A 16,070-nucleotide genomic window follows, 5' to 3' on the forward strand; every position below is an offset into this window, starting at 1 on the left:
GGCAAAAGCGCTGTTAATGTCGGGAGTTGGGTCGCCCCGGCTTCCCCTCCCCAATCCTCACAGTTGCCCCCCCGCACCCGGCCGCCTGAGCTGGCTCAAATTCAGCTCGACGCGCTGGCGGTTAAAGCCCGGGCGGCCTTGAGCACCGACGCCATGTCCTCATTCACAAACGGAATAGGCGGCGCCGCTCCTTCGCGTCCTCATCCCGTTTCCCCCTCCCAAGTAGTCTGAAACTCCCACCCCGCTTGGGAGTATCGGCCGATGCGCAATCCCCGGCGCTTATCCATAGTTGCGGCCTATAGCAGAAAAAGGTCCACGGTCAGGCCTCGATGACCGGAATTTTTCGGGAGTACATCATGGCTATCACTATCACCGGAACACTGATCGTCGACGAGACGTCGGGTTTGCAGAACGCGACGGCCGGCGGCAGCGACATCACAGGCAACGACGTTAACGATGGTCTGGGCTTCATCAACACCGGCGTATCTGCATTCGACACTCTTTTGAATGCCGTGGTGGTGCAGAATCTCACCGGGGTCAACGTCACCGTAGCCGTGAGCAACGGCACCTCCGCCGACCCTGATGGCAGTTCCATGCTCAGCGGTTTCGGGGCCGATGTCACCGATCTGGCCTTCACCAATTCCACGGGGGGTCCGCTGCTTGGGGAAGAGGCACTGTCTGCGCCTGGCGTCTCCCTGCTGACCGTCGACGGCCGCAAAATCTACCTCTACAGCTATACAGGCGCCGACCTGGGCATTGATGAGAACAACGTCGTGTTCGGCCGCAAGGCCAATGCCGACGGCTCGGCAAACGCCACCGGCGACGTCGTATTCGCCGCGTACCTGCAACCCACGGACGCTTCCGGTGCCGTCCAGACCTCCGATCTGAACGCCGTGGGCTCCAAGGTCTGGCTGGTGCAGTACGAGGAAATCAAGCACCCGATTACCACCAACCCCGACGACGCCTTGAGCCTGTACAACCTCCACGTCTCGGTCAGCAATCAAAGTGACTTCTCGCTGGCAGGCGCGCCTTCAGGCCAGAACCTGTTCCTGATGTACGGCGATGGAACGCCCAGCGCGACCGACGCGGTGATCATCGTCACCGGCAAGAACCCGATCAACCAGTCCAGCGATCCCTCCGCCATCACCGACGGCGACACCGTCAACACCGGCCAGGGCGGCGGCCCCACCACCCTGGGCACCAACAGCCAGCAAATCGTGGAAGGCAGCGGCATGTACTTCACCTTCGCGAAGGGGGCCAACACCAACTTCACGGTTCCCAACCTGGACCAGAACCAAGCGGACGAGGAAGCCAACATCGACTTCACCTCGCTCTACGGCAGCAATGGGGCCAGTTTTTCCGTTGTCCAATCGGCCTCGGGCGATAAATCCACGCTGGAGATCAGCGCCTACACAACGCCTTTAATGCCAGGTGTTGATTTCATCGACAACCTGCACAACAACACGGCGGTTACCGTCACCAAGGTCTCCATCACCACCCAGCCCACCGGGCACGGCAAGAATACGGTTCCGGGTGAGACCCTGGTGTTTGACAAGGGCAGTATCGGAACGACCCCCACCACGCTGAGCGGCATCACGGTCACGTTCTCCGCCAACACCGTGGTGATCAAAGGCCTGGAAGTCGACGACCTGATCGCCTACAACACCGACGGCCCACACACCCGGGTGCTGATCGACAACATCGGTTCGACCGACACCAACTTCGACGCCCCCTTCGACATTGGTGGCTTCCGCCTGGTCAATTCCAATGTCACACCGAATCTGTTCTCGGAGCTGACGTTCCAGGATGACGGGCCTGCGACTTCAGCCAACAACACGGTGCTGCTCGACGACGACGCACTCACGGGCGGCAATCCTGGCGGCACGAACGACGATGCAGACTCGCTTAACGTAAGCGGCACTCTGGGCCACGACTTTGGCGCGGACGGCGCCGGCACAGTGGCCTATCTGACCAGCGGAGCGCCCACAGGCTTCAGCTATGTGGCCGATAGCACCAGTCTGTTGGTCAAGCAAACCCAGAACGGCGTTCTGACCACGGTCCTGACCTTAACGATGGTTCCGGGAACCGGCGCCTACACGGTGGTGCAAAACAACCCGATCCTCCATGCGCCGGGCCTGACCGAGAACAACCAGGCCTTCACCATCAACTACCGGGTGACCGATGGTGATGGCGATACGGCCGATGGCACGCTGGGGATCAACGTCGATGACGACACCCCGGTCGTGACGGCCAAGTCGAGTCTGGTCTACGCGAACACCAGCAACTCGCCGCCTGTGACGGATGTCGGTGGAACGGGCGTCTTCGCTTACTCGATTGGCGCGGACAAGCATGTGGCGCCTTACAGTGATCCAGCGGGTCTCACGCCGAACTCCGACTTCCTGTCCGTGGCCCTCACGGGCGTCACGGTAGGTGCGAACGCCATCACCAACAAGGTGGTGACTTGGGTCTCGGAGACGGATAGCCAGGCGGTGTTCAACGTGGGCTTCACCTACGTGTCCAACAATCCGGCGCAGGGAGCGACCAGCAACGCCACCGGCACGCTGACCTTTGACAAGGTGGCTGACACCTATACCTTGAAACTGGCTCAGGAGATTGAGAGCTTCAGCATCCTGAACACCTCGACGCCTGGTAACCCCCTTCAGGGCTATGCGCTCAACTTAGGCACGACCGTTGGATCGAATCCGCCGGTCTCGGTGATGACGCTTGCCAGCAACTTCTTTGTGCAGTTCGAGGGATTCGGCGTGATTAACGGGACGGCCCAAACCTTCGCTTACGACACCGCCACAGGCTTGTTCTCGAATGATCGACGGTATGTCACGGTCTCATCGGCTTCGATTGGCGCTGCCAGCGACACGCTCCAATCGGACGAGGTGATTGATCTGGACTTTTTCGCCGAAAATCCCAAAGGGTTCACCAATGATCCTACCTTGACCAGGGCCTCGAGCAAGGCGATCTTTATCGAGTTCACACAGGCCGGCCCTGGCGCTGGCAAAGACATGCTGGTGGTATTGAAGCTGGTTGATGACAATAACCCCGCGCTTACAATCAATCGGACCTTCATTGTTGGAAACTCAGCCGGTAATGACGACGTTCTCAATGCCAATGTGCCCGCCTACGGATTCGTGGCTCAGGCACAAAACGGCATCGTGGTCTTCGAGAGCAATGACTACAACTTCACCGGAGAACACTACTCGATCCAGGGCGCGCAAGTGGTGACCTCGACCCAAGGCACAAGCGGGACCGGGTACCAGCTCAATGGGGTCATCGACAATCCCGCGACTCCGAATGTTTTTGAGGGCGCAACACCCGATGGCCAGATAGCTTTCGGCGGCGCCACGACTGAGGGGAACAACGAACCCATCAAGATCGTCAACATCGGTTTCGTGGCCTCGACGACACCGGACGCCCACCTGACCTTCGATGTGGTGCTGGCGGATGCCGACGGTGACGCGACGGCTACGCAAACCCTGGACGTGACGATTGTTGGCGACGACCGCGTGACGGCCTCAACGGGTGCGGACACGTTCGTGATCGCCGACACCGACGTCGACGGGCTGCTCTCCATGGTCTTGACTGTCATCGATGGCGGCTTTGCCACCGGTATTGACACGCTCAACTTCACGGCGCCGGGTTCGGGGACGAACTACACCGAAGTGCTGATACCGGCGGCCACCAACCTGGCGGCGTTCACAGCCGCCGCCGATACCGCGCTGGACGGCACGACGGACTACTACTTCGGCGTCGTTGGAGGCGACGGCTACCTGGCATTCGACGGGGACGGCAATGGTATCACCACCATCATCCAGTTGGTCGGTGTGACCGACATCGCAAGCACTGACATTGTCTGAAAACCACTGAGGGCACACGGCCTGGCTCCCACAAGGGGCCCGGCCGTTTTCATTTGGGCGAGCCAACCAGGCCAGACGAGCTTCGGGGGGTTCACTTCGCGTCCTCATCCCGTTTCCCCCTCCCAAGTAGTCTGAAACTCCCACCCCGCCTGGGAGTATCGGCCGATGCGCAATCCCCGGCGCTTATCCATAGTTGCGGCCTATAGCAGAAAAAGGTCCACGGTCAGGCCTCGATGACCGGAAATTTTCGGGAGTAAATCATGGCTATCACCATCACCGGAACACTGATCATCGACGAGACGTCGGGTTTGCAGAACGCGACGGCCGGCGGCAGCGACAGCACAGGCAACGACGTTGAAGATGGTCTGGGCTTCATCGACACCGGCGTACTTGCATTCGACACTCTTTTGAATGCCGTGGTGGTGCAGAATCTCACCGGGGTCAACGTCACCGTAGCCGTGAGCAACGGCACCTCCGCCGACCCTGATGGCAGTTCCATGCTCAGCGGTTTCGGGGCCGATGTCACCGATCTGGCCTTCACCAATTCCACGGGGGGTCCGCTGCTTGGGGAAGAGGCACTGTCTGCGCCTGGCGTCTCCCTGCTGACCGTCGACGGCCGCAAAATCTACCTCTACAGCTATACAGGCGCCGACCTGGGCATTGATGAGAACAACGTCGTGTTCGGCCGCAAGGCCAATGCCGACGGCACGGCAAACGCCTCCGGCGACGTCGTATTCGCTGCATACCTGCAACCCACGGACGCTTCCGGTGCCGCCCAGACCTCCGATCTGAACGCCGTGGGCTCCAAGGTCTGGCTGGTGCAGTACGAGGAAATCAAGCACCCGATTACCACCAACCCCGACGACGCCTTGAGCCTGTACAACCTCCATGTCACGGTCAGCAATCGCAGCGACTTCTCGCTGGCAGGCGCGCCTTCAGGCCAGAACCTGTTCCTGATGTACGGTGATGGAACCCCCAGCCTGGCCGACGCGGTGATCATCGTCACCGGCAAGAACCCGATCAACCAGTCCGAGCCCAATGCTCCGGCCATCACCAGCGGCGACACCGTCAACACCGGCCAGGGCGGCGGCCCCACCACCCTGGGCACCAACAGCCAGCAAATCGTGGCAGGCACCGGCTTGTACTTCACCTTCGCGAAGGGCGCGAACCCGGACTTCACGGTCAACGCTGACCATTCGATGACCTCAGTTGGATTCCTGGACCAGAACGAAGCGGACGTGGAGGCCAAAATCGACTTCGCCTCGCTCTACGAGAGCAATGGGGCCAGTTTTTCCGTTGTCCAATCGTCCTCGGGCGATAAATCCACGCTGAAGATCAGCGCCTACACAACGGCTTATAATCCACGTGCTGCTTTCATCGACAACCTGCACAACAACACGGCGGTTGAAGTCAACAAGGTCGCCATCACCACCCAGCCCACCGGGCACGGCAAGAATGCGGTTCCGGGTGAGACCCTGGTGTTTGACAAGGTCGTTATCGGAACGAACCCCACCACGCTGAGCGGCATCACGGTCACGTTCTCCGACGACAAGACCGTGGAGATCAAAGGCCTGGAAGCCGACGACCTGATCGCCTACAACACCGACGTCCCACACAACCGGGTGCTGATCGACAACATCGGTTCGACCGACACCAACTTCGACGCCCCCTTCGACATTGGTGGCTTCGCCCTGGTCAATTCCAATGTCACACCGAATCTGTTCTCGGCGCTGACGTTCCAGGATGACGGGCCCAGCGTGACCGTCAGCGCCACCAACGAAAGCGCTGTTTTGCTGACCACCCAGGACGCAGAGACCGATGGCAACCCCACGGACCAGGACAGCGCCGCCACCACGGTGGACTTCAGCGGCGTCTTCGGCAATCTGCCGAGCTATGGTACTGACGGCCCTGCCCTGGTCAACCCCACGACCATGAGCTACGCCCTGAGCCTGTATGGCGCGGATGGCAGTGACTCCTTGCTGGACAGCAACGGCGTGCAGATCAACCTGTACAACGTCAGCGGCCTGATCGTCGGTTCGACCGCCCTCAACGCAGTCGGCATCACCACGGGCAATACCATCTTCTCGATCGGGGTGGTGCCCAGCGGGACCAATGCCGGCATCGTCACGCTGACCCAGTACGCCGAGATTGACCACGCCCTGGAGAACCCGACCACCGCACCCTTTGACGACCAGTTCGCGATATTGGCCAACAACCTGGTCAAGCTCACCGGCACCGCGCTCAGCACTGACGGCGATGGCGACACCGCCACCGACAGCGAGGACGTGGACCTGGGCGGCAACGTTCGCTTTGCCGACGATGGCCCCAGCGTGACCGTCAGCGCCACCAACGAAAGCGCTGTTTTGCTGACCACCCAGGACGCAGAGACCGATGGCAACCCCACGGCCCAGGACAGCGCCGCCACCACGCTGGACTTCAGCAGCGTCTTCGGCAATCTGCCGATCTATGGCGCCGACGGAGCTGGCACCACCGTCAAGAGCTACGTCCTGAGCCTGTACGGCGCGGATGGCAGTGACTCCTTGCTGGACAGCAACGGCGTGCAGATCAACCTGTACAACGTCAGCGGCCTGATCGTCGGTTCGACCGCCCTCAGCGCAGTCGGCATCACCACGGGCAATACCATCTTCTCGATCGGGGTGGTGCCCAGCGGGGCCAATGCCGGCATCGTCACGCTGACCCAGTACGCCGAGATTGACCACGCCCTGGAGAACCCGACCACCGCCCCCTTTGACGACCAGTTCGCGGTATTGGCCAACAACCTGGTCAAGCTCACCGGCACCGCGCTCAGCACTGACGGCGATGGCGACACCGCCACCGACAGCGAGGACGTGGACCTGGGCGGCAACGTTCGCTTTGCCGACGATGGCCCCAGCGTGACCGTCAGCGCCACCAACGAAAGCGCAATCTTGCTGACCACCCAGGACGCAGAGACCGATGGCAACCCCACGGCCCAGGACAGCGCCGCCACCACGGTGGACTTCAGCGGCGTCTTCGGCAACCTGCCGGTCTATGGCGCCGACGGAGCTGGCACCACCGTCAAGAGCTACGTCCTGAGCCTGTACGGCGCGGATGGCAGTGACTCCTTGCTGGACAGCAACGGCGTGCAGATCAACCTGTACAACGTCAGCGGCCTGATCGTCGGTTCGACCGCCCTCAGCGCAGTCGGCATCACCACGGGCAATACCATCTTCTCGATCGGGGTGGTGCCCAGCGGGGCCAATGCCGGCATCGTCACGCTGACCCAGTACGCCGAGATTGACCACGCCCTGGAGACCCCGACCACCGCACCCTTTGACGACCAGTTCGCGGTATTGGCCAACAACCTGGTCAAGCTCACCGGCACCGCGCTCAGCACTGACGGCGATGGCGACACCGCCACCGACAGCGAGGACGTGGACCTGGGCGGCAACGTTCGCTTTGCCGACGATGGCCCCAGCGTGACCGTCAGCGCCACCAACGAAAGCGCAATCTTGCTGACCACCCAGGACGCAGAGACCGATGGCAACCCCACGGCCCAGGACAGCGCCGCCACCACGGTGGACTTCAGCGGCGTCTTCGGCAACCTGCCGGTCTATGGCGCCGACGGAGCTGGCACCACCGTCAAGAGCTACGTCCTGAGCCTGTACGGCGCGGATGGCAGTGACTCCTTGCTGGACAGCAACGGCGTGCAGATCAACCTGTACAACGTCAGCGGCCTGATCGTCGGTTCGACCGCCCTCAGCGCAGTCGGCATCACCACGGGCAATACCATCTTCTCGATCGGGGTGGTGCCCAGCGGGGCCAATGCCGGCATCGTCACGCTGACCCAGTACGCCGAGATTGACCACGCCCTGGAGACCCCGACCACCGCACCCTTTGACGACCAGTTCGCGGTATTGGCCAACAACCTGATCAAGCTCACCGGCACCGCGCTCAGCACTGACGGCGATGGCGACACCGCCAGCGACAGCGAGGACGTGGACCTGGGCGGCAACGTTCGCTTTGCCGACGATGGCCCCAGCGTGACCGTCAGCGCCACCAACGAAAGCGCAATCTTGCTGACCACCCAGGACGCAGAGACCGATGGCAACCCCACGGCCCAGGACAGCGCCGCCACCACGCTGGACTTCAGCGGCGTCTTCGGCAACCTGCCGATCTATGGCGCCGACGGAGCTGGCACCACCGTCAAGAGCTACGTCCTGAGCCTGTACGGCGCGGATGGCAGTGACTCCTTGCTGGACAGCAACGGCGTGCAGATCAACCTGTACAACGTCAGCGGCCTGATCGTCGGTTCGACCGCCCTCAGCGCAGTCGGCATCACCACGGGCAATACCATCTTCTCGATCGGGGTGGTGCCCAGCGGGGCCAATGCCGGCATCGTCACGCTGACCCAGTACGCCGAGATTGACCACGCCCTGGAGAACCCGACCACCGCCCCCTTTGACGACCAGTTCGCGGTATTGGCCAACAACCTGGTCAAGCTCACCGGCACCGCGCTCAGCACTGACGGCGATGGCGACACCGCCACCGACAGCGAGGACGTGGACCTGGGCGGCAACGTTCGCTTTGCCGACGATGGCCCCAGCGTGACCGTCAGCGCCACCAACGAAAGCACAATCTTGCTGACCACCCAGGACGCAGAGACCGATGGCAACCCCACGGCCCAGGACAGCGCCGCCACCACGGTGGACTTCAGCGGCGTCTTCGGCAACCTGCCGGTCTATGGCGCCGACGGAGCTGGCACCACCGTCAAGAGCTACGTCCTGAGCCTGTACGGCGCGGATGGCAGTGACTCCTTGCTGGACAGCAACGGCGTGCAGATCAACCTGTACAACGTCAGCGGCCTGATCGTCGGTTCGACCGCCCTCAGCGCAGTCGGCATCACCACGGGCAATACCATCTTCTCGATCGGGGTGGTGCCCAGCGGGGCCAATGCCGGCATCGTCACGCTGACCCAGTACGCCGAGATTGACCACGCCCTGGAGACCCCGACCACCGCACCCTTTGACGACCAGTTCGCGGTATTGGCCAACAACCTGATCAAGCTCACCGGCACCGCGCTCAGCACTGACGGCGATGGCGACACCGCCAGCGACAGCGAGGACGTGGACCTGGGCGGCAACGTTCGCTTTGCCGACGATGGGCCATCGGTATCTGCCAATGCAACGGTGCTGCTGGACGACGACGCGCTCACGGGTAATCCTGGCGGCACGAACGACGATGCCGACTCGGATAACGTGAACGGCACGCTGGGCCACGTCTTTGGCGCGGACGGCGCCGGCACGGTGGCCTATCTGACCAGCGGAGCGCCCACAGGCTTCAGCTATGTGGCCGATAGCACCAGTCTGTTGGTCAAGCAAACCCAGAACGGCGTTCTGACCACGGTCCTGACCTTAACGATGGTTCCGGGATCCGGCGCCTACACGGTGGTGCAAAACAACCCGATCCTCCATGCGGCGGGCCTGACCGAGAACAACCAGGCGTTCACCATCAACTACCGGGTGACCGATGGTGATGGCGATACGGCCGATGGCACGCTGGGGATCAACGTCGATGACGACACCCCGGTCGTGACGGCCAAGTCGAGTCTGGTCTACGCGAACACCAGCAACTCGCCGCCTGTGACGGATGTCGGTGGAACGGGCGTCTTCGCTTACTCGATTGGCGCGGACAAGCATGTGGCGCCTTACAGTGATCCAGCGGGTCTCACGCCGAACTCCGACTTCCTGTCCGTGGCCCTCACGGGCGTCACGGTAGGTGCGAACGCCATCACCAACAAGGTGGTGACTTGGGTCTCGGAGACGGATAGCCAGGCGGTGTTCAACGTGGGCTTCACCTACGTGTCCAACAATCCGGCGCAGGGAGCGACCAGCAACGCCACCGGCACGCTGATCTTTGACAAGGTGGCTGACACCTATACCTTGAAACTGGCTCAGGAGATTGAGAGCTTCAGCATCCTGAACACCTCGACGCCTGGTAACCCCCTTCAGGGCTATGCGCTCAACTTAGGCACGACCGTTGGATCGAATCCGCCGGTCTCGGTGATGACGCTTGCCAGCAACTTCTTTGTGCAGTTCGAGGGATTCGGCGTGATTAACGGGACGGCCCAAACCTTCGCTTACGACACCGCCACAGGCTTGTTCTCGAATGATCGACGGTATGTCACGGTCTCATCGGCTTCGATTGGCGCTGCCAGCGACACGCTCCAATCGGACGAGGTGATTGATCTGGACTTTTTCGCCGAAAATCCCAAAGGGTTCACCAATGATCCTACCTTGACCAGGGCCTCGAGCAAGGCGATCTTTATCGAGTTCACACAGGCCGGCCCTGGCGCTGGCAAAGACATGCTGGTGGTATTGAAGCTGGTTGATGACAATAACCCCGCGCTTACAATCAATCGGACCTTCATTGTTGGAAACTCAGCCGGTAATGACGACGTTCTCAATGCCAATGTGCCCGCCTACGGATTCGTGGCTCAGGCACAAAACGGCATCGTGGTCTTCGAGAGCAATGACTACAACTTCACCGGAGAACACTACTCGATCCAGGGCGCGCAAGTGGTGACCTCGACCCAAGGCACAAGCGGGACCGGGTACCAGCTCAATGGGGTCATCGACAATCCCGCGACTCCGAATGTTTTTGAGGGCGCAACACCCGATGGCCAGATAGCTTTCGGCGGCGCCACGACTGAGGGGAACAACGAACCCATCAAGATCGTCAACATCGGTTTCGTGGCCTCGACGACACCGGACGCCCACCTGACCTTCGATGTGGTGCTGGCGGATGCCGACGGTGACGCGACGGCTACGCAAACCCTGGACGTGACGATTGTTGGCGACGACCGCGTGACGGCCTCAACGGGTGCGGACACGTTCGTGATCGCCGACACCGACGTCGACGGGCTGCTCTCCATGGTCTTGACTGTCATCGATGGCGGCTTTGCCACCGGTATTGACACGCTCAACTTCACGGCGCCGGGTTCGGGGACGAACTACACCGAAGTGCTGATACCGGCGGCCACCAACCTGGCGGCGTTCACAGCCGCCGCCGATACCGCGCTGGACGGCACGACGGACTACTACTTCGGCGTCGTTGGAGGCGACGGCTACCTGGCATTCGACGGGGACGGCAATGGTATCACCACCATCATCCAGTTGGTCGGTGTGACCGACATCGCAAGCACTGACATTGTCTGAAAACCACTGAGGGCACACGGCCTGGCTCCCACAAGGGGCCCGGCCGTTTTCATTTGGGCGAGCCAACCAGGCCAGACGAGCTTCGGGGGGTTCACTTCGCACTCATCCCGTTTCCCCCTCCCAAGTAGTCTGAAACTCCCACCCCGCCTGGGAGTATCGGCCGATGCGCAATCCCCGGCGCTTATCCATAGTTGCGGCCTATAGCAGAAAAAGGTCCACGGTCAGGCCTCGATGACCGGAAATTTTCGGGAGTAAATCATGGCTATCACCATCACCGGAACACTGATCATCGACGAGACGTCGGGTTTGCAGAACGCGACGGCCGGCGGCAGCGACAGCACAGGCAACGACGTTGAAGATGGTCTGGGCTTCATCGACACCGGCGTACTTGCATTCGACACTCTTTTGAATGCCGTGGTGGTGCAGAATCTCACCGGGGTCAACGTCACCGTAGCCGTGAGCAACGGCACCTCCGCCGACCCTGATGGCAGTTCCATGCTCAGCGGTTTCGGGGCCGATGTCACCGATCTGGCCTTCACCAATTCCACGGGGGGTCCGCTGCTTGGGGAAGAGGCACTGTCTGCGCCTGGCGTCTCCCTGCTGACCGTCGACGGCCGCAAAATCTACCTCTACAGCTATACAGGCGCCGACCTGGGCATTGATGAGAACAACGTCGTGTTCGGCCGCAAGGCCAATGCCGACGGCACGGCAAACGCCTCCGGCGACGTCGTATTCGCTGCATACCTGCAACCCACGGACGCTTCCGGTGCCGCCCAGACCTCCGATCTGAACGCCGTGGGCTCCAAGGTCTGGCTGGTGCAGTACGAGGAAATCAAGCACCCGATTACCACCAACCCCGACGACGCCTTGAGCCTGTACAACCTCCATGTCACGGTCAGCAATCGCAGCGACTTCTCGCTGGCAGGCGCGCCTTCAGGCCAGAACCTGTTCCTGATGTACGGTGATGGAACCCCCAGCCTGGCCGACGCGGTGATCATCGTCACCGGCAAGAACCCGATCAACCAGTCCGAGCCCAATGCTCCGGCCATCACCAGCGGCGACACCGTCAACACCGGCCAAGGCGGCGGCCCCACCACCCTGGGCACCAACAGCCAGCAAATCGTGGAAGGCACCGGCTTGTACTTCACCTTCGCGAAGGGGGCCAACACCAACTTCACGGTTCCCAACCTGAGCCAGGGCGACGCGGACGTGGAAGCCAACATCGACTTCGCCTCGCTCTACGAGAGCAATGAGGCCAGTTTTTCCGTTGTCCAATCGTCCTCGGGCGATAAATCCACGCTGAAGATCAGCGCCTACACAACGCCTTACATGCCACGTACTGATTTCATCGACAACCTGCACAACAACACGGCGGTTACCGTCACCAAGGTCACCATCACCACCCAGCCCAGCGGGCACGGCAAGAATGCGGTTCCGGGTGAGACCCTGGTGTTTGACAAGGTCGATATCGGAACGAACCCCACCACGCTGAGCGGCATCACGGTCACGTTCTCCGACAAAACCGTGGAGATCAAAGGCCTGGAAGCCGACGACCTGATCGCCTACAACACCGACGTCCCACACAACCGGGTGCTGATCGACAACATCGGTTCGACCGACACCAACTTCGACGCCCCCTTCGACATTGGCGGCTTCGCCCTGGTCAATTCCAATGTCACACCGAATCTGTTCTCGGCGCTGACGTTCCAGGATGACGGGCCCAGCGTGACCGTCAGCGCCACCAACGAAAGCGCAATCTTGCTGACCACCCAGGACGCAGAGACCGATGGCAACCCCACGGCCCAGGACAGCGCCGCCACCACGCTGGACTTCAGCGGCGTCTTCAGCAACCTGCCGGTCTATGGCGCCGACGGAGCTGGCACCACCGTCAAGAGCTACGTCCTGAGCCTGTACGGCGCGGATGGCAGTGACTCCTTGCTGGACAGCAACGGCGTGCAGATCAACCTGTACAACGTCAGCGGCCTGATCGTCGGTTCGACCGCCCTCAGCGCAGTCGGCATCACCACGGGCAATACCATCTTCTCGATCGGGGTGGTGCCCAGCGGGGCCAATGCCGGCATCGTCACGCTGACCCAGTACGCCGAGATTGACCACGCCCTGGAGAACCCGACCACCGCCCCCTTTGACGACCAGTTCGCGGTATTGGCCAACAACCTGGTCAAGCTCACCGGCACCGCGCTCAGCACTGACGGCGATGGCGACACCGCCACCGACAGCGAGGACGTGGACCTGGGCGGCAACGTTCGCTTTGCCGACGATGGCCCCAGCGTGACCGTCAGCGCCACCAACGAAAGCGCAATCTTGCTGACCACCCAGGACGCAGAGACCGATGGCAACCCCACGGCCCAGGACAGCGCCGCCACCACGGTGGACTTCAGCGGCGTCTTCGGCAACCTGCCGGTCTATGGCGCCGACGGAGCTGGCACCACCGTCAAGAGCTACGTCCTGAGCCTGTACGGCGCGGATGGCAGTGACTCCTTGCTGGACAGCAACGGCGTGCAGATCAACCTGTACAACGTCAGCGGCCTGATCGTCGGTTCGACCGCCCTCAGCGCAGTCGGCATCACCACGGGCAATACCATCTTCTCGATCGGGGTGGTGCCCAGCGGGGCCAATGCCGGCATCGTCACGCTGACCCAGTACGCCGAGATTGACCACGCCCTGGAGACCCCGACCACCGCACCCTTTGACGACCAGTTCGCGGTATTGGCCAACAACCTGATCAAGCTCACCGGCACCGCGCTCAGCACTGACGGCGATGGCGACACCGCCAGCGACAGCGAGGACGTGGACCTGGGCGGCAACGTTCGCTTTGCCGACGATGGGCCATCGGTATCTGCCAATGCAACGGTGCTGCTGGACGACGACGCGCTCACGGGTAATCCTGGCGGCACGAACGACGATGCCGACTCGGATAACGTGAACGGCACGCTGGGCCACGTCTTTGGCGCGGACGGCGCCGGCACAGTGGCCTATCTGACCAGCGGAGCGCCCACAGGCTTCAGCTATGTGGCCGATAGCACCAGTCTGTTGGTCAAGCAAACCCAGAACGGCGTTCTGACCACGGTCCTGACCTTAACGATGGTTCCGGGAACCGGCGCCTACACGGTGGTGCAAAACAACCCGATCCTCCATGCGGCGGGCCTGACCGAGAACAACCAGGCCTTCACCATCAACTACCGGGTGACCGATGGTGATGGCGATACGGCCGATGGCACGCTGGGGATCAACGTCGATGACGACACCCCGGTCGTGACGGCCAAGTCGAGTCTGGTCTACGCGAACACCAGCAACTCGCCGCCTGTGACGGATGTCGGTGGAACGGGCGTCTTCGCTTACTCGATTGGCGCGGACAAGCATGTGGCGCCTTACAGTGATCCAGCGGGTCTCACGCCGAACTCCGACTTCCTGTCCGTGGCCCTCACGGGCGTCACGGTAGGTGCGAACGCCATCACCAACAAGGTGGTGACTTGGGTCTCGGAGACGGATAGCCAGGCGGTGTTCAACGTGGGCTTCACCTACGTGTCCAACAATCCGGCGCAGGGAGCGACCAGCAACGCCACCGGCACGCTGACCTTTGACAAGGTGGCTGACACCTATACCTTGAAACTGGCTCAGGAGATTGAGAGCTTCAGCATCCTGAACACCTCGACGCCTGGTAACCCCCTTCAGGGCTATGCGCTCAACTTAGGCACGACCGTTGGATCGAATCCGCCGGTCTCGGTGATGACGCTTGCCAGCAACTTCTTTGTGCAGTTCGAGGGATTCGGCGTGATTAACGGGACGGCCCAAACCTTCGCTTACGACACCGCCACAGGCTTGTTCTCGAATGATCGACGGTATGTCACGGTCTCATCGGCTTCGATTGGCGCTGCCAGCGACACGCTCCAATCGGACGAGGTGATTGATCTGGACTTTTTCGCCGAAAATCCCAAAGGGTTCACCAATGATCCTACCTTGACCAGGGCCTCGAGCAAGGCGATCTTTATCGAGTTCACACAGGCCGGCCCTGGCGCTGGCAAAGACATGCTGGTGGTATTGAAGCTGGTTGATGACAATAACCCCGCGCTTACAATCAATCGGACCTTCATTGTTGGAAACTCAGCCGGTAATGACGACGTTCTCAATGCCAATGTGCCCGCCTACGGATTCGTGGCTCAGGCACAAAACGGCATCGTGGTCTTCGAGAGCAATGACTACAACTTCACCGGAGAACACTACTCGATCCAGGGCGCGCAAGTGGTGACCTCGACCCAAGGCACAAGCGGGACCGGGTACCAGCTCAATGGGGTCATCGACAATCCCGCGACTCCGAATGTTTTTGAGGGCGCAACACCCGATGGCCAGATAGCTTTCGGCGGCGCCACGACTGAGGGGAACAACGAACCCATCAAGATCGTCAACATCGGTTTCGTGGCCTCGACGACACCGGACGCCCACCTGACCTTCGATGTGGTGCTGGCGGATGCCGACGGTGACGCGACGGCTACGCAAACCCTGGACGTGACGATTGTTGGCGGCGACGGCGTGACGGCCTCAGCGGCGGATGCGGACACGTTCGTGATCGGCGACACCGACGTCGATGGGCTGCTCTCCATGGTCTTGACTGTCATCGATGGCGGCTTTGCCACCGGCATTGACACGCTCAACTTCACGGCGGCGGGTTCGCTGACGAACTACACCGAAGAGCTGGCACCGGCCACCAACCTGGCGGCGTTCACAGCCGCCGCCGATATCGCGCTGGACACGAAAAACTACTACTTCGGCGTCGTTGGAGGCGACGGCTACCTGGCATTCGACGGCGACGGCAATGGTATCACCAACATCATCCAGTTGGTCGGTGTGACCAACATAGACAGCACTGACATTGTCTGAACGCCGCTGCGGGCACACGGCCTGGCTCCCACAAGGGGCCAGGCCGTTTTCATTTGGGCCGCTTCGTTCCTGAGCCAACCAGGCCAGACAAGCTTCGGGGGTTCACTTC

At 61.5% G+C, this 16,070-nt stretch carries 3 protein-coding genes; all 3 read left to right on the top strand.

What is annotated here, in order from left to right; all coding sequences use genetic code 11:
• Positions 1–356 precede the first annotated feature (356 nt).
• The 3 genes from AC3I0A_RS22530 (at position 357) to AC3I0A_RS22540 (ending at position 15,961) form a co-directional block, all read left to right on the top strand.
• Positions 357–3,869, top strand: coding sequence for a beta strand repeat-containing protein (locus AC3I0A_RS22530; protein ID WP_489374793.1), 3,513 nt, complete (start codon positions 357–359; stop codon positions 3,867–3,869).
• Positions 3,870–4,129: 260 nt separating this feature from the next.
• Entirely contained in the window at positions 4,130–11,065 is a 6,936-nt protein-coding gene (locus AC3I0A_RS22535; protein ID WP_489374794.1) for a beta strand repeat-containing protein, read from the top strand.
• Between the two features lie 258 nt (positions 11,066–11,323).
• Positions 11,324–15,961 carry a beta strand repeat-containing protein gene (locus AC3I0A_RS22540; RefSeq protein WP_489374795.1) on the top strand — a complete coding sequence of 1,546 codons (4,638 nt, stop codon included), beginning with the start codon at positions 11,324–11,326 and terminating at the stop codon, positions 15,959–15,961.
• Positions 15,962–16,070: the final 109 nt, after the last annotated feature.

It is taken from the genome of Pseudomonas sp. KH_024_B2, assembly GCF_057839965.1.

Excerpts from the sequence above, each read along its gene's own strand:
- AC3I0A_RS22540 (WP_489374795.1), top strand. The coding sequence starts at position 11,324 with ATGGCTATCACCATCACCGGAACACTGATCATCGACGAGACGTCGGGT.
- AC3I0A_RS22530 (WP_489374793.1), top strand. The coding sequence starts at position 357 with ATGGCTATCACTATCACCGGAACACTGATCGTCGACGAGACGTCGGGT.
- AC3I0A_RS22535 (WP_489374794.1), top strand. The coding sequence starts at position 4,130 with ATGGCTATCACCATCACCGGAACACTGATCATCGACGAGACGTCGGGT.